Source organism: Duganella sp., assembly GCF_039595735.1.
Taxonomy (GTDB): Bacteria; Pseudomonadota; Gammaproteobacteria; order Burkholderiales; family Burkholderiaceae_D; genus Rugamonas.
Map to the genome: position 1 here is coordinate 88,675 of NZ_JBCNLB010000009.1, position 23,443 is coordinate 112,117.

The 23,443-nt window shown below is 63.1% G+C and carries 21 protein-coding genes; 10 read left to right on the plus strand and 11 right to left on the minus strand.

The genetic code is table 11. The annotated features are described in order from the left end of the window. The first annotated feature begins 77 nt into the window (after positions 1-77). The 4 genes from ABDW57_RS16715 to ABDW57_RS16730 all read left to right on the plus strand — a co-directional run bounded on the left by ABDW57_RS16715 (position 78) and on the right by ABDW57_RS16730 (position 6,686). Positions 78-590 carry a gluconokinase gene (locus tag ABDW57_RS16715; RefSeq protein WP_343731306.1) on the plus strand — a complete coding sequence of 171 codons (513 nt, stop codon included), beginning with the start codon at positions 78-80 and terminating at the stop codon, positions 588-590. Between the two features lie 91 nt (positions 591-681). After that, positions 682-2,019 (plus strand): MFS transporter, encoded by a 1,338-nt coding sequence (locus ABDW57_RS16720; protein ID WP_343731307.1) that lies wholly within the window; start codon positions 682-684, stop codon positions 2,017-2,019. Between the two features lie 13 nt (positions 2,020-2,032). Beyond that, the gene (locus ABDW57_RS16725) at positions 2,033-4,402 is read left to right on the plus strand and encodes an NdvB protein (protein WP_343731308.1); all 2,370 of its coding nucleotides are present in this window, start codon (positions 2,033-2,035) and stop codon (positions 4,400-4,402) included. Positions 4,403-4,439: 37 nt separating this feature from the next. Beyond that, the gene (locus ABDW57_RS16730; protein ID WP_343731309.1) at positions 4,440-6,686 is read left to right on the plus strand and encodes a glycoside hydrolase family 3 C-terminal domain-containing protein; all 2,247 of its coding nucleotides are present in this window, start codon (positions 4,440-4,442) and stop codon (positions 6,684-6,686) included. On the opposite strand, the gene ABDW57_RS16735 is transcribed toward ABDW57_RS16730, so the two are convergent. Continuing rightward, entirely contained in the window at positions 6,683-7,525 is an 843-nt protein-coding gene (locus ABDW57_RS16735) for a transporter substrate-binding domain-containing protein (RefSeq protein ID WP_343731310.1), read from the minus strand. The two genes, ABDW57_RS16730 and ABDW57_RS16735, sit on opposite strands and share 4 nt — an antisense overlap. A gap of 129 nt (positions 7,526-7,654) precedes the next feature. Here ABDW57_RS16735 and ABDW57_RS16740 point away from each other — a divergent pair, with 129 nt between their 5' ends. Continuing rightward, complete coding sequence (locus tag ABDW57_RS16740; RefSeq protein WP_343731311.1) at positions 7,655-8,851, plus strand: hypothetical protein; 1,197 nt, start codon at positions 7,655-7,657, stop codon at positions 8,849-8,851. On the opposite strand, the gene ABDW57_RS16745 is transcribed toward ABDW57_RS16740, so the two are convergent. The 3 genes from ABDW57_RS16745 to ABDW57_RS16755 form a co-directional block, all read right to left on the minus strand. Continuing rightward, positions 8,848-9,189 carry a hypothetical protein gene (locus tag ABDW57_RS16745; protein ID WP_343731312.1) on the minus strand — a complete coding sequence of 114 codons (342 nt, stop codon included), beginning with the start codon at positions 9,187-9,189 and terminating at the stop codon, positions 8,848-8,850. The two genes, ABDW57_RS16740 and ABDW57_RS16745, sit on opposite strands and share 4 nt — an antisense overlap. Before the next feature lie 318 nt (positions 9,190-9,507). Further along, entirely contained in the window at positions 9,508-9,798 is a 291-nt protein-coding gene (locus tag ABDW57_RS16750) for an RnfH family protein (RefSeq protein WP_343731313.1), read from the minus strand. Then, positions 9,788-10,222, minus strand: coding sequence for a type II toxin-antitoxin system RatA family toxin (locus ABDW57_RS16755; RefSeq protein WP_343731314.1), 435 nt, complete (start codon positions 10,220-10,222; stop codon positions 9,788-9,790). The genes ABDW57_RS16750 and ABDW57_RS16755 overlap by 11 nt, the downstream gene beginning before the upstream one ends. A 75-nt stretch (positions 10,223-10,297) precedes the next feature. Here ABDW57_RS16755 and smpB point away from each other — a divergent pair, with 75 nt between their 5' ends. The 3 genes from smpB to ABDW57_RS16770 all read left to right on the plus strand — a co-directional run bounded on the left by smpB (position 10,298) and on the right by ABDW57_RS16770 (position 12,126). Next, positions 10,298-10,747 carry an SsrA-binding protein SmpB gene (smpB, locus tag ABDW57_RS16760; protein ID WP_176649516.1) on the plus strand — a complete coding sequence of 150 codons (450 nt, stop codon included), beginning with the start codon at positions 10,298-10,300 and terminating at the stop codon, positions 10,745-10,747. A gap of 135 nt (positions 10,748-10,882) precedes the next feature. Next, positions 10,883-11,575 (plus strand): hypothetical protein, encoded by a 693-nt coding sequence (locus ABDW57_RS16765; RefSeq protein WP_343731315.1) that lies wholly within the window; start codon positions 10,883-10,885, stop codon positions 11,573-11,575. Continuing rightward, positions 11,575-12,126 carry a FlgO family outer membrane protein gene (locus tag ABDW57_RS16770; protein ID WP_155463898.1) on the plus strand — a complete coding sequence of 184 codons (552 nt, stop codon included), beginning with the start codon at positions 11,575-11,577 and terminating at the stop codon, positions 12,124-12,126. The genes ABDW57_RS16765 and ABDW57_RS16770 overlap by 1 nt, the downstream gene beginning before the upstream one ends. Here the strand turns inward: ABDW57_RS16770 and ABDW57_RS16775 are convergent, their stop codons facing one another. The 5 genes from ABDW57_RS16775 to ppsA form a co-directional block, all read right to left on the minus strand. Continuing rightward, the gene (locus tag ABDW57_RS16775) at positions 12,127-12,957 is read right to left on the minus strand and encodes an NAD-dependent protein deacetylase (RefSeq protein ID WP_343731316.1); all 831 of its coding nucleotides are present in this window, start codon (positions 12,955-12,957) and stop codon (positions 12,127-12,129) included. A gap of 99 nt (positions 12,958-13,056) precedes the next feature. Beyond that, a complete protein-coding gene (locus ABDW57_RS16780) occupies positions 13,057-13,464 on the minus strand; it encodes a DUF4259 domain-containing protein (protein WP_343731317.1) in 408 nt (135 codons plus the stop codon). 2 nt (positions 13,465-13,466) lie between these two features. Then, complete coding sequence (locus ABDW57_RS16785; protein WP_155463901.1) at positions 13,467-14,402, minus strand: stomatin-like protein; 936 nt, start codon at positions 14,400-14,402, stop codon at positions 13,467-13,469. A gap of 21 nt (positions 14,403-14,423) precedes the next feature. Further along, positions 14,424-14,846 carry an NfeD family protein gene (locus tag ABDW57_RS16790; RefSeq protein WP_343731318.1) on the minus strand — a complete coding sequence of 141 codons (423 nt, stop codon included), beginning with the start codon at positions 14,844-14,846 and terminating at the stop codon, positions 14,424-14,426. Between the two features lie 142 nt (positions 14,847-14,988). Next, entirely contained in the window at positions 14,989-17,418 is a 2,430-nt protein-coding gene (gene ppsA / locus ABDW57_RS16795) for a phosphoenolpyruvate synthase (protein ID WP_343731319.1), read from the minus strand. A gap of 153 nt (positions 17,419-17,571) precedes the next feature. Here ppsA and ABDW57_RS16800 point away from each other — a divergent pair, with 153 nt between their 5' ends. Continuing rightward, positions 17,572-18,420 carry a pyruvate, water dikinase regulatory protein gene (locus tag ABDW57_RS16800; protein WP_343731320.1) on the plus strand — a complete coding sequence of 283 codons (849 nt, stop codon included), beginning with the start codon at positions 17,572-17,574 and terminating at the stop codon, positions 18,418-18,420. Further along, entirely contained in the window at positions 18,420-19,763 is a 1,344-nt protein-coding gene (locus tag ABDW57_RS16805) for an amidohydrolase family protein (protein ID WP_343731321.1), read from the plus strand. The genes ABDW57_RS16800 and ABDW57_RS16805 overlap by 1 nt, the downstream gene beginning before the upstream one ends. On the opposite strand, the gene ABDW57_RS16810 is transcribed toward ABDW57_RS16805, so the two are convergent. Further along, positions 19,760-22,150, minus strand: coding sequence for a catalase (locus ABDW57_RS16810; RefSeq protein WP_343731322.1), 2,391 nt, complete (start codon positions 22,148-22,150; stop codon positions 19,760-19,762). The genes ABDW57_RS16805 and ABDW57_RS16810 overlap by 4 nt on opposite strands. Before the next feature lie 85 nt (positions 22,151-22,235). Next, entirely contained in the window at positions 22,236-23,435 is a 1,200-nt protein-coding gene (locus tag ABDW57_RS16815) for an EAL domain-containing response regulator (RefSeq protein WP_343731323.1), read from the minus strand. Between the last annotated feature and the right edge of the window lie 8 nt (positions 23,436-23,443).

Here is a 23,443-nt window from a genome sequence, read left to right on the forward strand (position 1 = left end):
GCGCCGCACCATCGATAGTGCTTTACAAATTTCGCAATCCGTCTAAACTCGTCGCATCTGTTAGCGCTATCATTCATATGCTCAAAAGTGTACAAACGAAGTCGGCGCGCTGGGTCGTCATGGGCGTCAGCGGCTGCGGCAAAAGCTCGGTTGGGTTGCAGCTGGCCAGCGCGCTGGAAGTGCCCTTCCTGGAAGGCGACACTTACCATTCCTATGAAAACGTGGCCAAGATGACGGCCGGCGTGGCGCTGACCGATGCCGACCGCGCCGACTGGCTGTGGGCGCTGCACCGCGAAATCCGCGAAGCCCGCCTCAAGCACTCCGGGCTGGTGCTGTCCTGTTCATCATTGAAACGCCGCTACCGCGACCTGCTGCGCAGCGCCGATCCGGAATTGCGCTTCGCCCACCTGGCCGGCCCGCGCGAGCTGATCGCCGGGCGCATGGCCGCGCGCAAGGACCACTACATGCCCACCACCCTGCTGGACAGTCAACTGGCCACGCTGGAACCGCTGGAAGATGACGAAGCCGGCATCGTGCTGGACATCGTCCAGCAACCAGCCGAACTGGTGCGGCAGATTCTAAGAATATAGTTACCGCTATCAAAGAGCTCTCCCCGGAACTTTAACCAGTTCCGTTCAGGCAGTGTTACGCTGCCTGCTTTTACAAGCGTATGAGAACAACGTGAACAAACAACTGACCTGGCGCGAAAAAATCAGCTACGGCGTGGCCGACATGGGCTTCAATTTTTATTGGACCAACGTCGCCACCTTCCTGCTGATTTACTACACCGACACCTTCGGCATTTCAGCCGCAGCGGCCGCGTCTATGATGTTCACGATCAAAATCATCAACGCATTCACCGACCCCATGATCGGCGCCGCGGCCGACCGCACCAGCACCCGCTGGGGCAAGTTCCGCCCTTACCTGATCTGGGTGCCGCTGCCGCTGGCCTGCGCGGCCTTCCTTACCTACACCACGCCCGACCTGTCGGAAGATGGCAAGATCATTTGGGCCTACGGCACTTACCTGGCCATGATGGTGTGCTACACCTGCATCAACATCCCGTACAACGCCCTGTCCGGCGTGCTGTCGGCCGATGCGCAGGAACGCTCCACCGTCAACGGCCTGCGCTTCATCTTCGCCTTTGCCGGCGGCACGCTGGTGACGGCAGCCACGCCGTGGCTGGTGCACCATCTGGGCGGCGGCAACGACAAGCTGGGCTGGCAGCTGACCATGCTGGCGTGGAGCGTGTTTGCCTCCGTGTTGTTCGTGCTGACCTTCCTCAACACGCGCGAGCGCATCGCCCCGCCCGCCGAGCAGAAGACCAATGTCTGGCAGGACGTGCGCGACCTGTCGCAGAACCGCCCGTGGGTGGCGCTGTTCTTCCTGGCGCTGATCATCATGATCACCATCACGCTGCGCACCAGCAGTGCGGCCTATTACTTCAAGTACGTGGTGGAACGCCCGGACCTGATGGCGGGCTTTGTGCCGGCCTACATGATGGCCGCCGCCGCCGGCGCCTCGCTGACGCCGCTGATGACGCGCTTCATCGATAAAAAGAAGCTGATGATGATCCTGATGAGCATCACTGCCGTGCTGTCCTCGGCCTTCTTCTTCGTGCCGAAAGACCAGATCTGGCTGATGTTCGCGCTGCAGATCGGCATGGGCCTGGCGCTGGGGCCGAAGTCGCCGCTGGCCTTCTCCATGTACGCCGACACCGCCGACTACAATGAATGGCGCACCGGCCGCCGCGCCACCGCCATGACCTTTGCCGCCGCCACCTTCTCGCAAAAGCTGGGCACCGCGGTCGCGGTGGCGGTGATCGGCGCCATCTTCACCAGGCTGGGCTATGTTGCCAACGCCGCGCAGACGGCGGTGTCGCAGGCCGGCATCGTCTGGCTGATGTCCTTTATTCCCGCTGTCTTCGCGCTGCTCGCGGTGGCGGTCATGTTCTTCTACAACCTCGATAACCACAAACTGCTGCAGATCCAGAAGGATCTGGAAGCGCGCAAATCCTGACGGAGAGATGTCTATGTTACGCCCCACCCACAACGGCGACCGCTATGAACTGACCAGCGCCACGGCCATGCCGCAGGCGGCCGGTTTCCTGTGGAATCAGAAGATGATGATACAGATCACCTGCCGCGGCTACGCCACCGCGCAGTTCATGCAGCCGGAACCGGCCAAGTACGCGCATGCGCCGAATCTGGAAGCCAAGACCTTCATGCAGCCGGAGCAGAACTACTACGCCCACCACCCGGGCCGCTTCTTCTACATCAAGGATGAGGAAACGGGCGAGCTGTTCTCGGCGCCGTACGAACCGGTGCGTGCCAAGGTCGGCAGCTTCAATTTCTCGGTTGGCAAAAGCAATCTGGCCTGGACCGTCGAGCACCTGGGCGTGCGCGTCGAACTGACCCTGAGCCTGCCGGTGGCGGATGTGGTGGAACTGTGGTCGCTGCGCGTGACCAACATCTCGGGCCGCGCGCGCAAGCTGAGCGTCTATCCCTACTTCCCGATCGGCTACATGTCGTGGATGAACCAGTCCGGCGAATACCGTGCCGACCTGGGCGGCGTGGTGGCCAGCAGCGTCACGCCGTATCAAAAGGTGGCCGACTATTTCAAGCAGAAGGACTTCAAGGACAAGACCTACTTCCTGTGCGAGCAGACGCCCGACGCGTGGGAAGTGCGGCAGTCGGCCTTCGAAGGCGAAGGCACGCTGAACCGTCCGGAAGCCATCGACGCCGAACAACTGGGCAACAGCGACGCGCGCTACGAAACGCCCACCGCCGTGGTGCAATACCGCCTGGCGCTGGCCGATGGCGAAGCGCGCGATTACCGCTTCCTGTTCGGCCCGGCGTTTGACGATGCCGAAATCAAGGCCGTGCGCGCCAAATACCTGAGCGCCCAGGCCTTCGCCGCCACGCAGCAGGCATACGCGGCCTACATCGCCAGCGGCACCGGCTGCCTGCGCATTGCAACGCCGGACGCCGACCTTGACAACTTCGTCAACCACTGGCTGCCGCGCCAGGTGTTCTACCACGGCGACGTCAACCGCCTGAGCACCGACCCGCAAACCCGCAACTACCTGCAGGACAATATGGGCATGAGCTTCATCAAGCCCAGCGTGATGCGCGCCGCCTTCCTGCACGCGCTGTCGCAGCAGGAAGCCAGCGGCGCCATGCCGGACGGCATCCTGCTGGCGGAAGGTGCCGAGCTCAAGTACATCAACCAGGTGCCGCACACCGATCACTGCGTGTGGCTGCCGGTGGCGCTGAAAGTCTACCTCGACGAAACCGGCGACTACGACATCCTCAACGAGGACGTGGTCGGCGCCGAATCCGGCGTCGCCCTCACCGTCTCCGAGCGCGTGAGCAGCGCCATGGACTGGCTGCTGCAGGCGCGCGACAAACGCGGCCTCAGCTACATCGCCCAGGGCGACTGGTGCGACCCGATGAACATGGTGGGCTACAAGGGCCGCGGCGTGTCCGGCTGGCTGACCGTGGCCACCGCTTACGCGCTCAACCTGTGGGCCGAGATTTGCGAAACCACCGGCGCCAGTTCCTCGCTGGCGGAAAGCGCCAGGCACTTCCGCGCCGGCGCGCGCGCCGTCAACCGCGCCGCCAATGAACACTTCTGGGACGGCGAGTGGTTTGCACGCGGCATCACCGATGACGACGTGGTGTTCGGCACCAGCAAGGACCAGGAAGGCCGCATCTGGCTCAATCCGCAGGCGTGGGCCATTCTGGGCGGCGCCGCCAGCCCGCAACAGCACGCGTCGATGCTGGCCCAGGTCGATGCGCAACTGGTGACGCCATACGGCGTGCAGATGTTCGCGCCGCCATTCAGCGCCATGCGCGACGACGTCGGCCGGGTGACGCAAAAACACCCGGGTTCGGCCGAGAACGGCGCGGTGTACAACCACGCTGCCGTGTTTTACATCTACAGCCTGTACAGCATTGGCGAGAGCGACCGCGCCTACCAGTTGCTGCGCCGCATGCTGCCCGGCCCGAGCGAGGCCGACTACGTCCAGCGCGGCCAGCTGCCGGTGTTCATCCCCAACTATTACCGCGGCGCCTGGCACGAATATCCGCGCACGGCCGGCCGCTCCAGCCAGCTGTTCAACACCGGCACGGTATCGTGGGCTTACCAATGCTTTATCGAAGGCCTGTGCGGCTTGAAGGGCAATGCCGACGGCCTGGTGATCAAGCCGCAGCTGCCGTCGCACTGGGATGGGATCAAGGTGGTGCGTCAGTTCCGTCATGCTACTTTCAATGTGTCTATACAACGTGGCGACGTCAGCGAGATTCAGGTCTGGCATGACGGCAAGCGTTTGACTGAAAACGTTTTCACCGGTATCGTTGCGGGCGGAGCATATGCGCTGGAGGTTTTCATCCCGCGCTGATTGATTAATTCAAATAACTACAAGGACAATTTACTGTATGAAAAAGCGTCTCTGGCTGTCTCTGGCACTGGCTTATCCACTCATTCTGACCGGCGCCGCGCACGCCGCAGACGCAAACCAACCCTGGCTGAATCCCGCGCAGTCGCCAGAAGCGCGTGCCGACCAGCTGGTCAAGGCCATGACGCTGGATGAAAAAATCCAGACCGTGTTCGCCTATTTCTCGACCGAGTTCTCGCCAAAGAAATACGAGCAGCCGAAAGACGGCCGTCCTGACTCGGCTGGCTGGGTGCCGGGCGTGCCACGCCTGGGCCTGCCATCGCAATGGCAGTCGGACGCCGGCGTCGGCGTCGCCACCCAGGCCGTGTCCAAGAAACCGTATGAGCGCACTTCCCTGCCCTCGGGCCTGGCCACCACCGCCACCTGGAATCCGAAGCTGGCCTTCGCCGGCGGCGCCATGATCGGCAGCGAAGCCCGTTCGACCGGCTTCAACGTGCTGCTGGCCGGCGGCGTCAACCTGATGCGCGAGCCGCGCAATGGCCGTAACTTTGAATACGGCGGCGAAGATCCGCTGCTGGCCGGCATCATGGTGGGCGAGCAGATTCGCGGTATTCAATCCAACCACATCATTTCCACCGTCAAGCACTACGCCTTCAACGACCAGGAAACCAACCGCAACCACGTCAACGTCAAGATCGAAGACAAGGCTGGCCGCATGTCGGACCTGCTGGCGCTGCAATTCGCCATCGAGCGCGGCAATCCAGGCTCGGTCATGTGCGCCTACAACCGCGTCAACGGCGACTACGCCTGCGAGAGCGATTACCTGCTGAATGAAGTGCTGAAGCAGGACTGGAAATTCAAGGGCTACGTCATGTCCGACTGGGGCGCGACCCACTCCACCATCCCGGCCGCGCTGCGCGGCCTGGACCAGCAGTCCGGCTTCCCGTTCGACAAATCGGATTACTTCAACGCGCCGCTGAAAGAAGCGGTGGTCAACCGCCACGTGCCGCAGGCGCGTCTGGATGACATGGTCAAGCGCATCACCTGGGCCATGTTTGCCAACGGCGTGGTCGAGCATCCGGTGGCGACGCCAACCTCGGCCGACGCCGGCATCGATTTCGACGCCCACGGCAAGGTCACCCAGGCCGACGCTGAAGAAGCCATCGTCCTGCTGAAGAACCACAACAACCTGCTGCCGCTGGCGGCCGGCGTGCGCAGCGTCGCCATCATCGGCGGCCACGCCAACGTTGGCGTGCTGTCGGGCGGCGGCTCGGCCCAGGTGTATCCGAAAGGCGGCTCGGCCGTGCCGAACGAAGGCCCGACTTCGTTCCCTGGTCCGATCGTGTATCACCGTTCGTCGCCGATGGGCGAACTGGCCAAGCTGACCAAGGCCAAACTGAGCTACAACGACGGCAAGGACGTGGCCGCCGCGGCCAAGCTGGCCGCCAACAGCGACGTGGTGATCGTGTTCGGCACCCAGTGGATGGCCGAAAGCTTCGACTCGGACGATCTGAACCTGCCAAACAAACAGGATGACCTGATCGCCGCCGTGGCCAAAGCCAATCCGAAAACCGTGGTGGTGCTGCAGACCGGCGGCCCGGTCGTGATGCCATGGCTGAACAATGTTGGCGCGGTGCTGGAAGCCTGGTATCCGGGCACCAACGGCGGCGCGGCCATCGCGCGCGTGCTGGCCGGTGAAGTCAACCCGTCCGGCCGCCTGCCGGCCACCTTCCCGGCCTCGCTGGCGCAGCTGCCGCGTCCAAAACTGGATGGCGACGCCAAGACCAAGGATGAAAACATCATCGAGAAGGTCACCACCGACTACAACATCGAAGGCGCAGCCGTCGGCTACAAGTGGTTCGACCTGAAAGGCCACAAGCCGCTGTTCCCATTCGGTTACGGCCTGTCCTACACCAGCTTCGCCTATGACGACTTGAGCGCGCAGGCTGCGGGCAACGGCATTGCCGTCACCTTCAGCATCAGGAACACCGGCAAGCGCGATGGCAAGGCCGTCGGCCAGGTCTATGTGTCGCCAGTGTCGGGCGGCTGGGAAGCGCCAAAGCGCCTCGGCGGCTGGGACAAGCTGGAGCTGAAAGCCGGCGCCAGCGGCAAGGCCACGGTGCAGATCGATCCGCGTCTGCTCGGCGTGTACGACAGCGCCAGCAAGACCTGGAAGATCGCCGCCGGCGAGTACCTGGTCACGCTGGCTGATTCGGCCGGCGCCAAGCCAGCCGCCAGCGTCAAGGTCAAGCTGGACGCCAAAACGGTGGACGTCAACGGCCGTTAATCCTCCGGCGCCGACAAGGCCGCAAGCAATGGGCCTGGGCCTTGTCGGAAAGTCCGCTTGAGGATGGCTTCATCAAAATAACGTGCGTAGAGGGTGCGGATATCCTGCTCCGCCACCATCGCTTTGAGGGTGGCGGCGTAGCGCTGGCGCACCGCTTCCGGCACGGTTTTCTTGGACAGGTAAATGCCGGTGAAACGCGCGCCGGCTTCCGCCACCGGAATCACCACGGCGCGCTCCTGCAAGTGCTTGTGCTTCAGGTATTTGCCATAGATCGGCGGCGTGGCCAGGGTGCCGTCGGCGCGCCCCATCTCCAGCTTGCCGAACACGGTTTCATAATCATTCACCACTTCCAGCCGGCCGGCGGCGGCCAGCAGCGCCAGCTGCGCGTCGATGGCGGCGCCATACGTCACGCCGCGCGTGACGTTGAGCCGGCCGCTGCCATGCGCCACGAAATCGGCCAGGCTGCGGTACTGGCGCGCCGGCGCGGCGGCCAGCACCAGATCATATTGCAGGTAGGCGTAAGGCAGGTGGCGCGCATAGGCGTCACGCTCCGGCGTGCGGGCCGAGCCCATGGTCATGTCGATATGGCCGGCCGCCAGCTCGATGAACAGGCGCTGGCGCGGATACCAGTGAAATTCAAACTTGCAGCCGGTGCGGCGCGCCATTTCGTTGGCGATCTCGACCGCGATGCCGCTGATGCGGCCCTGCTCGCGGTAAGCCGTGTAGCCGAGGTCGCTCAGGCCGACCCGCGTGACCGGCGGACAGGCCGCACCAGCCCACACGCTGGGCAATGTGCAGTACAACAGGGCGACCACCAGCAAGCGATTGCGTCTCATCATGAACTCTTAGCGGGAAGTAACGATGAGTGTATCTTAGGCTGATCGCTGGCCGCGAGGAAGGCACATCCCTGCAAAATCTGTTTGCAACAGTGCAAAGGGCGGCGCGGCGACGGCGCTACACTATCCGGCATGATGAAGCTCCCCCCAGCCAAGCAAGCCGAGTTGCATCGCGCCCTGCAGGACGCGGCAGACGATCACGCCTTGCTGTCGGCGCCGCCGGGGCTTGAGCTGCTGGCCGGCACGCCGCCGCTGCCGACCGCCCACATCGTCGACAGCGAACTGCACATCGTGCGCCACAAGGACAGCGGCTGCGTGCAGTTCCTGTTTCCATCGTCGACGCAGGGCATGATGCCGCAGGGTTGGGACTGGATCGTGCAAGGCACCTTGCGCGCCAAGGAGCACATCACGCAAACCATGATCGAACGCATCGAGGAGCACAGCAAGCCGGAGCGTCTGCTGTCGCTGCGCCATGGCTACGGCCAGCCGGCCACGCCGGAGGAGCTGGCGGCGGCGCGCGGGCGCAAGGTGCTGTTGCTGGTGCACGGCGTCTTCAGCTCCAGCGCCGGCGCGTTTGGCGCGCTCGACTTGCAGCCCTTGCTGGCGCGCTACGAGGGCCGCGTTTTTGCCTACGACCACTGGACCATCGCCAAGACGCCGCAGCGCAATGCACTCGACCTGCTGCTGTCGCTGCCGGCGGATGCCGGCTGGGAAATCGACATGGTTTGCCACAGCCGCGGCGGGCTGGTGGTGCGTTCGCTGCTGAGCGAGGCCCTGGCCGAGGTGGCACGGGCGCGTGCCGGGCGCATCGCTGCGGTCGGCAAGGTGATGTTCATCGCCGCGGCTAATCAGGGCTCGCCGCTGGCTTCATCTGACGAGATCGAGCATTTCCTGAACGTGGCGGCCATGCTGGCTTCGCTCAGCAATGGCATGGCCTTGGACATCGTGATCGGGCTGGCGCGCATGGTGGTGTCGCTGGGCTACAGTCGCCCCAGCGTGCAGGCGCTGGCCAGCGGCTCGGCGCTGATCGGACAACTGGACCGCGGCGCCAGCCTGCTGACCGAGGCCAACAGCTACTACGCGCGCGCCAACTTCGATTACGGCGATTCGCTGCTGGAACGCACCGGCGCCCTGCTCTCGCGCGTGCTGCTGAATACCGCCAACGACATGGTAGTCCCTTACGCCGGCGTCCTGCTCCCGCGGGCCGTCCCGGCCGTCGACCACATCCTCAACTTCGGCAGCGCCGAGCAAAAACAAAACGAAGTCTGGCATACCGAGTTCTTCAGCCATCCCAGAACGCAAGCGTTCCTGCTGGCCAGCCTGAGCTAGCGCCCCAGCCGCGCCCAATGCGCCCGCACTATCTCTTCATGATGTCGGCGCAACTCTGCTTCAAAACGCTTAGGATTTTCCTTCACATAGTCAAAGAATTTCCATATTTCCGCATCAGGATTGGGCGGACCTTGAAAATAGGTCGGCACCAGATTGGCAATGTCATCGTGCACGCCGCCTACCAGCATCGGTGCCTCGCCCAGCAAGTATCGACGGAATTCCTCAATGCCTTCCAGAATACCCTTGGTATCCATAATATTCACCTCCGATGTTTTGAGATATCTATAAACCAAGAAAGTTCCCAAGCCGTCGGAAACAACCTGGAGGCCGCGAACCATGCCACTCCACTTTTTCAACATCCATAAAACAGACGGCCCGGAATAAAGGTTCGTAAGAGTAATAGACAACGCAGCCGCCGAAATCCAGTGATCGCGAATTCCGGGAACCGCGCAGTCTGGCTCCGATTTCCGGCTCCTCCGCAACCAGAAGCTTTAGCGCGCGAAACTCTACGGCACTAAGAGTGAGGTAAAGATTTTTTGAGAACCTGCCGCTAAATGCAAACTGCACCGGAGATTTGGATTCGGACGCCATAACGACCTCCGGGAAGGGATAATGCTCTATTGTGCGGAGTGGTAAGCGGCACCTTCTGATCCAGATCAACCGGACGCGGGGGTTTTGCGGCGGCGGCGGGCGTGTTTGGGGTCGGCGATCAGGGGACGGTAGAGTTCGATGCGGTCGTGCTCGCGCAGGATGGTGTCGCGCGGTTTTTTCTTGGCGTAGATGCCGGTTTCCAGCGTGTTCACATCCACACCCGGCAGTTCCGCCGCCAGGGCGCTGAGGGCGACCGCCTGCTCCAGCGTGGTGCCCACCGGTACTTGCAGCGCGCGCAGGAACTGCAGCGTGTCGCTGGCATAGCACACCTGGATGGGGATGGTTTCAGCCGCCATACACCGTTTCCGCCCGTTTGCAGAAGGAGTCCACCATGCTGTTGGCAATCATGCCAAACACCGGACCTACCAGCTTGGCCAGCAAGGCGCTGGAAAATTCATAGTGCAGGTCGAGGTCGATCTTGCAGGCATCGTCGCGCAGCGCCTTGAAGGTCCACACGCCATCCAGGCACTTGAAAGGACCGTCCACCAGCGTCATCTTGATGGCAGCGCCAGGCACGTTTTCATTGGCAGTGGTAAAGCTTTGCTTGACGCCGTGGTAGTTGATGCCAACACTGGCCACCACCGTGTCGCCATGGCGTTCCTTGATCTCCACACCACCGCACCATGGCAAGAATTTGGGATAGTCCTCGATGGCAGCCACCAGATCGAACATTTGTTGGGCGCTGTAACCGAGTAAAACTGATTTGTGTACTACTGCCATGTGCTAACCATTTGCTATGATGTTGAATTATTCGCGCTGTACAGCGCAAAGCAGTAGTTTAACCGATACCATCTCATGACCATAGCCGATAACAAAAAAGCCTTTTTTGACTACTTCATCGAGGACCGCTTTGAAGCGGGCATCGTGCTGGAAGGCTGGGAAGTCAAGGCCATCCGCGACAACAAGGTGCAGATCAAGGAAGCCTACGTCACCATCAAGGGCGACGAGCTGTTCCTGTTTGGCGCCCACATCAGCGCGCTGCCGACCGCCTCCACCCATATCACGCCCGACATGGTGCGCACCCGCAAGCTGCTGCTGCATCGGCAGGAAATCGACAAGCTGATCGGCAAAGTCACGCGCGCCGGCTACACCCTGGTGCCGCTCAACCTGCATTACAAGGCCGGCCGCATCAAATGTGAAATCGGCCTGGCAAAAGGCAAGAAAATGCATGATAAACGTGCCACGGAGAAAGATCGCGACGGCAAGCGCGAGGTTGCGCAGGCGATGAAAACCCACCGCCGCTAAAACTGTTGCGCACTCTGTACAAAACCCGGTCCCGCACCGGGTTTTTTATCGTCTGGAGAATTTCTAATTAGAAACATCCATGCTAAACTGGATGGCAAACGATTTTACATTCGCACCTTTGACGATGAGGCAATCATGGCGCTGAAAACTGCAATGGCTCTGGCCGCCGGAATTCTGCTGGCAGGATGCGCGGCGCGCTACACGCCGGCGCCGCTGGCGGCCAACTTCCCCACCACCAAGCAGGCCAAACTGCAGGCGGCTTACCACTGGGGCGTCATTTCCGACAATATCGAGAAACAGGTGGCGGCCGAGCTCAAGAAGAGCCCGCCACGCCCGGTGTATATCAATGAACCGAAAGACCCGACGCCGTTCCAGCGCGCGCTGGCCACCCAGCTGACCACCTCGCTGGTGAACGATGGCCATGTGGTCTCGCGCACGCCGGCCGGCTCGCTCAAGGTCGATCTGGATGTGCAGGCCGTGACCTTCAGCGCCAACCGTCCGCAATACCGCTACCACGGCGAGCGCGCCATCCTGGGCGCCGGCGTCTGGCTGCTGAGCGAGATCGAGGCGCCGGCCCTGTTCAACGTGGCGGCCGGCGCCGGCGCCTGGGACGCTTACGACTGGTTCAACGCCCAGTTCGCACCAGGCGCCACGCCGAAGACCGAAATCATCGTCACCGTCTCGGTGTCCGACCAGTACCGCTATCTGGCGCGCAACACCTCGGCCTACTACGTGGCCGACAGCGACCGCGTGCTGTACGGCATAGTCGATCCCAAGCCCGAAGAACCCAAACTGACCCGTACCTTCCAGGTACGCGGAGACATGTAATGCTGAAAACCGTCTTGCGCACCGCCCTGCTGGCCGCGCCGCTGCTGCTGGCCGCCTGCTCCTCCACGCCGAAACAGGAAGAAGGCAATTACGCCACCATTTCTTCCAACCAGTTCATCAACGCCAACTACAAGGCCGCCGACGCCCTGCTGCAGCAACTGAGCGGCAAACTGGTGGCCGACAAGCCGTTGATCATGGCCACCGTGGTAAATATCGACGCGCTGGAGCAGACCACCACGCTGGGGCGGCTGGTGTCCGAGCAGCTGTCCACGCGCATGGCGCAAGGCGGCCTGAGCATGCTGGAAATGAAGCTGCGTAACAGCGTCTACCTGAAACGCAACCAGGGCGAGCTGATGCTCACGCGCGAGATTGGCGAAGTGGCCAACAGCCACAATGCGCAAGCGATTGTGGTGGGGTCGTACGCGGAGACCAGCGACATGGTGTTCATCAACGTCAAGGTGATCCAGCCCAACACCAACTTCGTGCTGGCCGGGCACGACTACGTGCTGGCGAAAGAAGCCATCGTCCGCTCCATGCTGCAGCGAAATTAATCAGAGCAGCAGCGGCAGCACCTCCACTGCCGACGCCTCCACCTTCAAGCCGATCAAGTCATCCGCCCGGGTTTTGCCGAGATTGATGGCCGCGATCGGCTTGTCTGCCTGCGCCGCCAGCTTGGCGAAGCGGTAGCCGGAAAACACCATCAGCGACGATCCCACCACCAGCACCGCGTCCGCCTCCCCGGCCATGGCCAGGGCATCGGCGGTGCGCTGCGGCGGGATATTATCGCCAAAGAAGATCACATCCGGCTGCAGCGTGCCGCCGCAAGCGCTGCAGTATGGCAGCTGAAAATCCTGGAACTCATCCAGTTCGACCTCGGCATCGCCATCGGGACGCGCTTCCGGCACCACCTCGCCGGCCGGCCCGGTCGGCACCAGCGCCGGATTGGCCTGCGCCAGCCATGCCTGAATCTCGGCGCGCGGATGCACCATGCGGCAATCAAGGCACAGCACGCCGTGGATATTCCCATGCAGCTCGATCAGCTTGCGGCTGCCGGCGCGCGTATGCAGGCCATCGACATTTTGCGTGATGATGCCGTGGATGCGTCCGGCCGCTTCCAGTTCGGCCAGCGCGTGGTGGCCGGCATTGGGCGAGGCGCCGGCCAGGGTCGGATAGCCGGCCATGCTGCGCGCCCAGTAGCGGCGGCGCACCGCCTCGGACTTGCGGAAATCCGGCCCCTGAATCGGATTACGGCCGCGGCGCACGCCATCCTTGTCGCGGTAATCGGGAATGCCGGACGCGGTGCTGAGACCGGCGCCGGTCAGCACCAGCACGCGCCGGTGGCGGTGCAAAAAAGCCAATAGTTGTTCGATTTGCTGGTTCATATATTCACTCCGGGGTCAGGTCCGCCATTTCTACACGGTCTCAGCCGTAGCGACGCTACGGCTGAGACCGTGTAGAAATGGCGGACCTGACCCCGGATTTTACAGGCGGGTGCGCAGGTCTTCCACGGCGGCGCGCCAGGCTGTGTAGTGCTCGCTGTCTTCCCACAGCTGGCGCAGCTCGCTGTCGGGCGAGAGGATGCGCTCGATGGCGCGGGCGGCTTTCTCGGCCAGGTCGGCACGCGGCCTGGCTTTGGCCTTGCGCGCGTCCACCCATTCATCGACGGCCGCGCTGTCCTCGGTGCGCGACCCGCCCTTGCCTTGCAGGCGCGCCAGCACTTCAAGCGCCACCAGTGCCTCGGCCGCAAACGGCGCCTCCAGCCCGGCACTGCTGTCCAGTACCGTGTTGAGCGTGTCTTCCACCGCATCCAGATTGCTGGTCTCGTGCAAGTCCTCCGCCCAGTCCTGCGCGTAATCATTGCCGAAGGCGTCCACTGCCCAGGTCCCCATACTTACTCCTTGATGATCTTGCCTTGTGTCTTGACGACCTGCATGGCGGTGGCAATCAGCCCGCTCATGTCGCCCAAATTGGCCGGTATGATAATCGAATTATTGGTCTTGGCCAGTTGACCGAAGGCGTTGACGTACTGCTCCGCCACTTTCAGGTTCATGGCCTCGTCGCCGCCTGGTTCACGCAAGGCCGCGCCGACCTGGCGCAGCGCCGACGCATTGGCTTCCGCCAGCGCCACGATGGCCGCCGCCTGACCTTGCGCACGGTTGATGGCGGCCTGCTTGTCGCCTTCCGAACGCGCAATCTGCGCTTCGCGTTCGCCGCTGGCGATGTTGATCTGTTCCTGCTTGCGGCCTTCCGACGCCGCGATCAGGGCGCGCTTTTCGCGCTCGGCGGTGATCTGCGCCTGCATGGCATGCAGGATTTCCTTGGGCGGCGTCAGGTCCTTGATCTCGTAGCGCAGCACTTTCACGCCCCAGTTGGCAGCCGATTCGTCAATGGCGTTGACGATGGTGGTGTTGATGTGCTCACGCTCCTCGAAGGTCTTGTCCAGTTCCATGCGGCCGATCACCGAGCGCAGCGTGGTTTGCGCCAGCTGGGTGATCGCGGCGATGTAATTGGACGAGCCGTACGACGCGCGCATGGCATCCGTCACCTGGAAGTACAGGATGCCGTCCACCTGCAGCTGGGTGTTGTCGCGCGTGATGCAGACCTGTGGCGGCACGTCCAGCGGAATCTCTTTCAGCACGTGCTTGTAGGCGATGCGGTCGACAAACGGTATCACGATGTTGAGGCCCGGCCCCAGGGTCGCGTGATATTTGCCCAGCCGTTCCACCACCCATGCGTGCTGCTGCGGCACCACGTTGATGGTTTTGATGACAAACACCAAAGCCAGAATAAATAAAATGAAGGTGACATTACCAATGCTGATGTCCATGTGGTTCTCCGTTGGTTAATCTTAAGCCGCCACGATCAGGCGGCTGCCGCGTACTTCGCGGATGGTGTACTGCCCCGGCGCCGGCGTGCCGCCCGGCGCCAGTTCGACGTCCCACAGCGCGCCGCGGTACATCACGCGCGCGGCGTTATCGCGCCACTCCGGCACATGCACGGTCTGGCCGATGTCGAGGTTGACGTTGGGATCGCGCTCGGCCTGCACGCTGCCCTGCTGCCGGCCAAAGCGGCTACGGCGCAGTACGCCGGTGGCGCCGGCGCCCACCACCGCCGCCACCAGCAGCTGTACTTCGCCGCCCAAGCCCAGCAAGGCGGCGGCGCTGCCGGCCGCCAGGCCGATGGCGATCATCAGCAGGTAAAACGTGCCGCTGAACAGTTCCAGTATCACTGTCAGGCCTGCCGCGGCCAGCCAGTAGCTCCAATCAGCCATGATGCGCTCCTTTCAAATGAAAAAACCCCCGCTTCCCGAAATGGGCTGCGAGGGTTTTTTTGCTGCTGACAGATGGTATTGATAGAGTTTTTTGCTACTAAATTCGATAACCTCAGTCTATACCATTTTCAGCGCACGTCAATCACTTCTGCAAGGACGCCAGTTTCTGCCAGGTGTCGATGACCGAGTCCGGATTCAGCGACATCGATTCGATGCCCTGCTCCATCAGCCAGGCCGCGAAGTCCGGGTGGTCGGATGGCCCCTGGCCACAAATGCCGATGTACTTGCCTTGCGCGCGGCAGGCCTGGATCGCTTGCGACAGCAGGGCTTTCACCGCGTCGTCGCGCTCGTCGAAGTCGGCCGCCAGCAGCGCCATGCCGGAATCGCGGTCCAGGCCCAGGGTCAGCTGGGTCAGGTCGTTGGAACCGATCGAGAAGCCGTCGAAGTGCTCCAGGAAACGCTCCGCCAGAATCGCGTTGGATGGCACTTCGCACATCATGATCAGGCGCAGGCCGTTTTCGCCGCGCACCAGGCCATTCTTGCCGAGCAGGTTAACCACCTTCTCGGCCTGGCCCAGGGTACGCACGAACGGCACCATGATCTCGACGTTGGTCAGGCCCATGTCGTTACGCACGCGCTTCATCGCTGCGCATTCCATTTCGAATGCGCCGGCGAAGTCGGCCGCCAGGTAACGCGCGGCGCCGCGGAAGCCCAGCATCGGGTTTTCCTCGTCCGGCTCGTAACGCGAACCGCCGATCAGCTTCTTGTACTCGTTGGACTTGAAGTCCGACAGGCGCACGATCACTGGCTTCGGCCAGAACGCGGCGGCGATGGTCGCCACGCCCTCGGCCAGCTTGTCGACGTAGAAGGCTTTCGGGGAAGCGTGGCCGCGCGCGACCGACTCCACCGCTTTCTTCAGGTCGGCATCAATGTTCGGGTACTCCAGAATCGCTTTCGGGTGCACGCCGATGTTGTTATTGATGATGAACTCCAGACGCGCCAGGCCCACGCCGCCATTCGGCACCGCCTGGAAGTCGAACGCCAGCTGCGGGTTGCCCACGTTCAGCATGATCTTGGTCGGCAGCTTGGGCAGCTCGCCGCGCGAGACTTCCGACACTTCGGTCTCCAGCAGGCCGTCGTAGATCTTGCCTTCGTCGCCTTCTGCGCAGGACACGGTCACGAAAGTGCCATCCTTCAGCACCTCGGTCGCGTCGCCGCACCCGACCACCGCCGGCACGCCCAGCTCACGCGCGATAATCGCCGCGTGGCAGGTACGGCCGCCACGGTTGGTGACGATGGCCGAAGCACGCTTCATCACCGGTTCCCAGTTCGGGTCGGTCATGTCGGCCACCAGCACGTCGCCCGGCTGCACGCGTTCCATTTCCGACGGATCGGTAATCACGCGCACCGGACCGGCGCCGATCTTCTGGCCGATGGCGCGGCCCGACGCCAGTACCGTGCCGCTCGACTTCAGCTTGAAGCGCTGCTGCACGTCGGTGGCTTTCTGCTGCGACTTCACGGTTTCCGGACGCGCCTGCAGGATGTACAGCTTGCCGTCGCGGCCATCCTTGCCCCACTCGATGTCCATCGGACGCTGGTAGTGGTTTTCGATGATGACCGCGTACTTGGCCAGCTCGACGACTTCGTCATCGGTCAGCGAGTAGCGGTTGCGCAGCTCGACCGGCACGTCCACGGTTTTCACCGAGCGGCCAGCCTTGGCTTCCGCCGTGAATTCCATCTTGATCAGCTTGGAGCCGATGTTGCGGCGGATCACCGGCGACTTGCCTTTTTCCAGCATCGGCTTGTGGACGTAGAACTCGTCCGGGTTCACCGCGCCCTGCACCACGGTCTCACCGAGGCCGTAGCTGGAGGTCACGAACACCACGTCCTTGAAGCCGGACTCGGTGTCGATGGTGAACATCACACCGGCCGCGCCCAGGTCGGAGCGCACCATGCGCTGCACGCCGGCCGACAGCGCCACTTCAGCGTGGGTGAAGCCCTTGTGCACGCGGTAGGAAATCGCGCGGTCGTTATACAGGGAGGCGAACACATGCTTCATCGCATCCAGCACATTGTCGATGCCGACCACATTCAGGAAGGTCTCCTGCTGACCGGCGAACGACGCGTCCGGCAAGTCTTCCGCGGTGGCCGAGGAACGCACGGCAAACGAGACTTCGGTCGACGAATCGGCCACCAGTTTCTCGTAGTACGTGCGGATCTCGTCTTCCAGGCGCGGCTGGAATGGCGTGTCGATGATCCATTGACGGATCTCGGCGCCGGCTTGCGCCAGCGAGCGCACGTCGTCGATGTTCAGATCCGACAGACGATCGGCAATCCGGTCGGCCAGCGATTTACCGCCGTCGACGCTGTGCGACAGGAAGTCACGGAAGGCCTGTGCCGTGGTGGCAAAACCACCGGGCACACGCACACCGGCCCCTGCCAGCTGGCTGATCATTTCGCCCAGGGAGGCGTTCTTGCCGCCGACGGATTCCACATCCGTCATGCGCAAGTGTTCAAATGAGGCAACGTATACCGCGTCGTTACTCTGCTCCTTCAATGCTGCGTTGGACATAATTACACCTTTTTGATGATAGAAATCTTCCAGCGAGGCGCAGACTTGTTTCTTGTTATTCTGTTCGTCGTGCAGCACAATCTAACCATAGTCTTTCATTCTACAGCCTGTGGCCCGAATTGACGATTCACAATATAAGATAGCTTCCTCTACATGACACAAGAACAACGACCACAACATCCCTCCGCCGCCCGCACCGTGTTTTTTGTTTCCGACGGGACAGGCATTACTGCTGAAACCTTCGGTCACTCGGTGCTGACCCAGTTCGAGCTGCGCTTCCGCCAGGTGCGCCTGCCGTTCATCGATACGCTGGACAAGGCGCACGAAGCGGTGCGCAAGATTAACGAGGCGTTTGCGACGGATGGTCAGCGGCCGATCATCTTTTCCACCCTGGTCAAGACCGAGTTGTCGGATGTCATTCGTCTATGCAAGGGCATGTACATGGACATGTTCCAGACATTTGTTGCCCCGCTAGAACAAGAGTTGGGCGTGAAATCAACCCACACCATCGGCCGCTCGCACAACATCGTCGACAGCGAGGAGTACAAGAACCGCATCGAGGCCATCAATTTCTCGCTGGCGCACGATGACGGCCAGTCGCACAAGAACCTGTCCTCGGCCGACGTCATCCTGGTGGGCGTGTCGCGCTCCGGCAAGACGCCGACCAGCCTGTATCTGGCGATGCAGTACGGCATCAAGGCCGCCAACTATCCGCTGATACCGGACGATTTCGAGCGCGGCAAGCTGCCATCCTCGCTGTACGAGTTCAAGAGCAAAATCTTCGGCCTGACCATCACGCCCGAGCGCCTGAGCGAAATCCGCAACGAGCGCCGCGCCGGCAGCAAATACGCATCACTGGAAAACTGCCGCTATGAAGTCAATGAGGCGGAACTGATGATGAAGCGCGAGGGCATCCGCTGGCTGTCCTCCACCACCAAGTCGATCGAGGAAATCTCGACCACCATCCTGCAAGAGATCAAGCCGGACCGGCGCGAATACTGATGCGCCTATTTGTCCGCCTGATCGCGGCCGTTGCCGCAGCCCTGCTGGCCGGCGCCGCGCTGGCCGATGCCAGCGTCACCGCCTTTGTGCGCGTCAACGTGGTGCCGATGGACAGCGAGCGCGTGCTGCTGGACCAGACCGTGCTGGTGCAGGACGGCCGCATCACCGCCATCGGCGAAGGCCTGCCCGTGCCGGCCGGCGCCCAGGTGATCGACGGCTATGGCAGGCGCTGGCTCTCGCCCGGCCTGGCCGACATGCACACGCACGCCGAAACCCGCGGCGACCTGGCGGTGTACCTCGCCAACGGCGTGACCACGGTGCTGAACATGGGCGGCGCGCGCCCCAACCTGGTGGACAGCATCATCCCCGCCGTCCAGCGCGGCGACCTGCCCGGCCCGCACGTCTATGCGAGCCTGATGGTCGATGGCACGCCGGACTACAACGGCCTGGTGATCAAGACCCCGGCACAGGCGCGCGCGGTGGTCGAACTGGCGGCCGCCAACCGCTATGACTTCATCAAGGCCTATGTGGGCTTGACGCCCTCTGTCTTCAGCGCGCTGGCGGACGCCGGCCGCCAATACAATCTGCCGCTGGTCGGCCATGGCGTGACGGCCGTGCGGCTGGTGCAGCAACTGGCGCAAGGCCAGGCGATGGTGGCACACCTGGAGGAATTCTTCTACACCTACTTTACCCCGGCCGGCGCGCAGGAAAGCGATGCGCCGCCGGATGAGGCGCGCATTCCGCAAGCCGTGGCGCTGGTGCGTGAATACGGCGCGGCGGTGACGGCGGATGTGGTGACCTTCAAAACCCTTGCGGAACAAATTGGCCGGCCGGAGATGCTGGCCCGCTACCTGTCCGCGCCGGAAGCGGCCTATGTGACGCCGGCCGATCGTCAGGCGTGGCGCCGCAGCAGCTACGGCAGCAAGTCGGCGCGGCTGGCGGCCAAGCTGGCGTTTGAACGCAAACTGGTCAAGGCCATGGCCGATGGCGGCGTCCAGCTGCTTTCCGGTACCGATGCGCCGTCGATTCCGGGCCTTGTCCCCGGCTACTCGCTGCATGACAATCTGGCGGAACTGGAGCGCTCGCAGTTGAGCCGATATCAGGCGCTCAGCACCGCCACTCGCGCACCCGGCGAATTCATCGCGCGCACCAAGGGCGGCACGCCGTTTGGCCAGGTCAAGACCGGCTATCGCGCCGACCTGGTGCTGACCGAGCAGAATCCGCTGGATGGTTTGTCCACGCTGCGCAAGCCGGTGGGCGTCATGGCCGAAGGCCGCTGGCATGACAGAGGCGCGCTTGACCTCATGCTGGTCAAGACGCGCGCCTCTTACATTGGCGACTAGACCCGCGAAGCAAGGTTCTCGCGCGCATAGACGCGGTGCTGCGCCAGCACCGCCTTGAAGCTGTTCAGCGCTTCCGCCGCATCCGCGCTCGCCGCCACGATCACGCCGGGGTCGGGCTTGCGCGGAATCCTGGCCGCTTTCAGCAGCTCGGCGCCGTTCCCCAGCGCCAGGATGGGCTTATCGTGCCGGTACTGCAGCCTGAGGAATTCCAGCGCCATGGCGTCGCCCACGAACACCGGGCTATCGGCCACGATCGCACCATCCCATAACACTGACGGCCCGGCCTCGAAACTGATTTCCACGTCAAGCAGGCTGTCGTCGGCGGTGGCGAGCGGCCCGATACGCGCTGAAATCAGGCGCGGCACGGCGCCCGCGTCCAGCAGCGATGCGTACAGCTTGCGCACCTGGGCCCCATCCACGCCCTGCCCGACGATGATCGCCACGCGCCGCGTGCGCACGCCCAGCATGCCGGGACGCGCAAACAGGGACAGCGCCGGCGAGGGCGGATATTCATACGGCGGCTGCTCCGACGACAGCGGCAACGGCGGCGGCAGCTCCATGCCCAGACCATCGGCCACCGCACCGGCCAGCCGGCTGTCGATATTCAGCAGCAGCGCCAGCGTGCGGCTGCGCACGGCCGGCGTTTGCACCCGCGTCAACTCGAAGCGAAACGCATCGATGATGTGGCGCTGTTCAATCGCGCTCTGGCTGATCCAGAACAGGCGCGCCTGCGCGTAGTGGTCGGCAAACAGCTCCGGCTTGCCGCACACCTTGCTGGCGTGGATCGGCTGCGGGAAGCTGCTGAAACCACGCGCGCCAGCCTGGAACGGACAGCCGCCGGCCAGCGAATTGGGTTCGTAATTGACGCGGCCGCGGTTGATCTGCTGGCGGTGGAAACCTTCGCGCTGGTTGTTGTGGATCTGCGCCACCGGCGTATTGATCGGGATCTCGTGAAAATTCGGCCCGCCCAGGCGGCTGATCTGGGTATCGATGTAGGAATGCAGCCGCCCTTGCAGCAGCGGATCGTCCGTGAAGTCGATACCAGGCACCACGTGCGCGGCGCAGAACGCCACCTGCTCGGTCTCGGCAAAGAAGTTGTCCGGATTACGGTCCAACACCAGCTTGCCGACCGCGCGCACCGCCACCATCTCTTCCGGCACGATCTTGGTGGGATCGAGGATATCGAACGGGAATTGCGCCGCCTGCTCTTCGGTGAACACCTGCAGGCCGAGTTCCCACTCGGGGAACTGACCGCTGTCGATGGCCTCCCACAGATCGCGGCGGTGATAGTCCGGATCGGCGCCCGCCAGCCGCGCGGCTTCGTCCCATACCAGCGAATGGGTGCCGGCCAGCGGCGTCCAGTGGAATTTGCAGAACAGCGACTGCCCCTGCGCGTTAATCAGCCGGAAGGTGTGCACGCCGAAGCCCTGCATCATGCGGTAGCTGCGCGGGATGGCACGGTCCGAGGTATGCCACATCAGCATGTGCGCGATCTCGGGACTGAGCGAGGCAAAGTCCCAGAAGGTGTCGTGCGCGCTGGACGCTTGCGGCATGGCGTGGTGCGGCTCCGGCTTGACCGCATGCACCAGGTCCGGGAACTTCATCGCATCCTGGATGAAAAATACGGGGATATTGTTGGCCACCAGATCCCAGTTGCCTTCGTCGGTATAGAACTTGGTGGCGAAGCCGCGCACATCGCGCACGGTGTCGGCCGAACCGCGTTCGCCCACCACGGTGGAGAAGCGCACAAACACCGGCGTGCGTTTGCCGGCCGCCGCAAACGGCGCGGCGCGGGTGATGGCGCGCAGGTCTTCGTAGCTTTCAAAGTAGCCGTGGGCGGCCGAGCCGCGTGCATGCACGACCCGCTCGGGAATCCGTTCATGGTCGAAATGGGTGATCTTTTCGCGCAGGATGAAGTCTTCCATCGCGGTCGGACCGCGCAGGCCTGCTTTCAGGGAGTTCTGGTTGTCGGCCACCGGCACGCCCTGGTTAGTGGTCAGTTCGCGGCCGGTGTCATCGACGCGCACGCGGTCCAGCGGGCGGGTAAGCGCGTTGTCGCCAATCTCCGGCTGGCCGTCGCCCAGCTTGGGCGAGGCGATGGTCTCGGTGCTGGTGCTGGCGGTAGCGATCGGCGTTGGCGGCGTGCGGGTCTCGCCGGCATGCGGTGTGTAAGCCGCTTCGCCATACTCCAGCGGTTTGGTGACATTGAACGGCATCTCGGCGGCCAGCGCCTCGTCGCCGGTGACCTTCTCCAGCAGCTGTTCCGCGATGGGATTCGGCGGCCCCAGACGCGCGGGATGCGGCGCCGCCGCCGGCCCGGCAACTGTGCTCAGTATCGATCCGGCGCCATCCACCGCGCCGCCGTTGTTGTTCTTACGCTTAGCCATCTCGCACCTCGTCATGTGGCGCCCTCCCGGCGGGAAGGCAGACAACGAGTGTGCGATTGTTAGGATCTGCGGCTTTTGATCGCGCTCAGAAAAAGTGCTGCCAGTCGGCCAGCCAGGCGGGGAAGTCCTCCACCGGCATCGGCTTGGCGATGTAATAGCCCTGGGCGTAGGTACACCCCAGGCCTTGCAGGAAGTCCCAATCCTGCTTGGTCTCGACGCCCACCGCAACCGATTTGCGATCCAGGCTGCGGGCCAGGCCCAGGCAGGAGCGCAGCACGGTGCCGATGGCGGCGCGCTTGGCCGCGCCGTCCACAAAACTGCGGTCGATCTTCAGTTCGGAGAACGGGATGCGCGCCAGCAGTTGCAGGTTGCTGCGCCCGGTGCCGTAGTCGTCGATCGCCAGCCCGAAGCCTTTCATGCGCAGCCGCAGCAGGCGTTCGAGGAAGTGCGGGTCGGTGCTGAGCACCGCCGATTCGGTCATTTCGAAGGTGATGTAGTCGGCCATGATCTGGTGCCGGTCCAGGCAGGCCGCGATCTGCTCCATGAACTGCGGGTGCGCCAGCGTGGTCTGGTCGACATTGATGGAGACCGAGATCGGCACGCCCTGGTCGTGCAGCTTGCGGCAGGCCGCCACCGATTTCTCGATCATGGTCCAGTCCAGAAAATCGACGCGCTGCGCCGCTTCCAGCGCAGGCATGAAGGCCGCCGGCCCCAGCACGCCGCGCAGCGGATGGCGCCAGCGGGCGAACATCTCCAGTCCTTTTACCTGGCCGGTTTCCAGCTCGATCTTGGGCTGGAAGTAGGGATCGAATTCACGGTTCTGCAAACCCTGCCCGACCTCGGCAAACGTCATGGCCTGCTGGCCATCATGTGCGCCGTGCGCTTCGGCCGGTTGCAGGTAGTTGTTGATCAGCGCGACCAGACGGCTGCCGATCACCGGCTTGCCGATCGCACCCAGCACGTTGACGCCATAGGCAAGCGCCATGGTCTCCACCGAGAACAGCACGGCGTTGGTCTGCGCGCCCACCACGATCACGCCGGCCTTGCAGCGCATCTCGCCCAGGCGGCGTATCAGTTCCAATGCATCCATGCCCGGCAGCGCCAGGTCGATGATGGCGATATCGACCGCCGGCGTGATGCCGGCGCTGAAGTGGCGCAGTGCGGTGTGGCCATCCGGCGCCTGCGTGATATGTCCGACGCCGACATGAACCAGGATATCAGCCAGCGCATGGCGTTGAACCTGATCCCCTTCGGCTACCAGAAAGTGCAACTGCGCGATATCCATGACGACTC

Coding starts and splice junctions, on each gene's coding strand:
- ppsA (WP_343731319.1), bottom strand. CDS start 17,418: ATGTCCAACGCAGCATTGAAGGAGCAGAGTAACGACGCGGTATACGTT.
- ABDW57_RS16740 (WP_343731311.1), top strand. CDS start 7,655: ATGATGAAGCTCCCCCCAGCCAAGCAAGCCGAGTTGCATCGCGCCCTG.
- ABDW57_RS16815 (WP_343731323.1), bottom strand. CDS start 23,435: ATGGATATCGCGCAGTTGCACTTTCTGGTAGCCGAAGGGGATCAGGTT.
- ABDW57_RS16800 (WP_343731320.1), top strand. CDS start 17,572: ATGACACAAGAACAACGACCACAACATCCCTCCGCCGCCCGCACCGTG.
- smpB (WP_176649516.1), top strand. CDS start 10,298: ATGACCATAGCCGATAACAAAAAAGCCTTTTTTGACTACTTCATCGAG.
- ABDW57_RS16790 (WP_343731318.1), bottom strand. CDS start 14,846: ATGGCTGATTGGAGCTACTGGCTGGCCGCGGCAGGCCTGACAGTGATA.
- ABDW57_RS16725 (WP_343731308.1), top strand. CDS start 2,033: ATGTTACGCCCCACCCACAACGGCGACCGCTATGAACTGACCAGCGCC.
- ABDW57_RS16810 (WP_343731322.1), bottom strand. CDS start 22,150: ATGGCTAAGCGTAAGAACAACAACGGCGGCGCGGTGGATGGCGCCGGA.
- ABDW57_RS16735 (WP_343731310.1), bottom strand. CDS start 7,525: ATGATGAGACGCAATCGCTTGCTGGTGGTCGCCCTGTTGTACTGCACA.
- ABDW57_RS16805 (WP_343731321.1), top strand. CDS start 18,420: ATGCGCCTATTTGTCCGCCTGATCGCGGCCGTTGCCGCAGCCCTGCTG.
- ABDW57_RS16770 (WP_155463898.1), top strand. CDS start 11,575: ATGCTGAAAACCGTCTTGCGCACCGCCCTGCTGGCCGCGCCGCTGCTG.
- ABDW57_RS16730 (WP_343731309.1), top strand. CDS start 4,440: ATGAAAAAGCGTCTCTGGCTGTCTCTGGCACTGGCTTATCCACTCATT.
- ABDW57_RS16775 (WP_343731316.1), bottom strand. CDS start 12,957: ATGAACCAGCAAATCGAACAACTATTGGCTTTTTTGCACCGCCACCGG.
- ABDW57_RS16715 (WP_343731306.1), top strand. CDS start 78: ATGCTCAAAAGTGTACAAACGAAGTCGGCGCGCTGGGTCGTCATGGGC.
- ABDW57_RS16750 (WP_343731313.1), bottom strand. CDS start 9,798: ATGGCGGCTGAAACCATCCCCATCCAGGTGTGCTATGCCAGCGACACG.
- ABDW57_RS16785 (WP_155463901.1), bottom strand. CDS start 14,402: ATGGACATCAGCATTGGTAATGTCACCTTCATTTTATTTATTCTGGCT.
- ABDW57_RS16780 (WP_343731317.1), bottom strand. CDS start 13,464: ATGGGGACCTGGGCAGTGGACGCCTTCGGCAATGATTACGCGCAGGAC.
- ABDW57_RS16755 (WP_343731314.1), bottom strand. CDS start 10,222: ATGGCAGTAGTACACAAATCAGTTTTACTCGGTTACAGCGCCCAACAA.
- ABDW57_RS16745 (WP_343731312.1), bottom strand. CDS start 9,189: ATGGTTCGCGGCCTCCAGGTTGTTTCCGACGGCTTGGGAACTTTCTTG.
- ABDW57_RS16765 (WP_343731315.1), top strand. CDS start 10,883: ATGGCGCTGAAAACTGCAATGGCTCTGGCCGCCGGAATTCTGCTGGCA.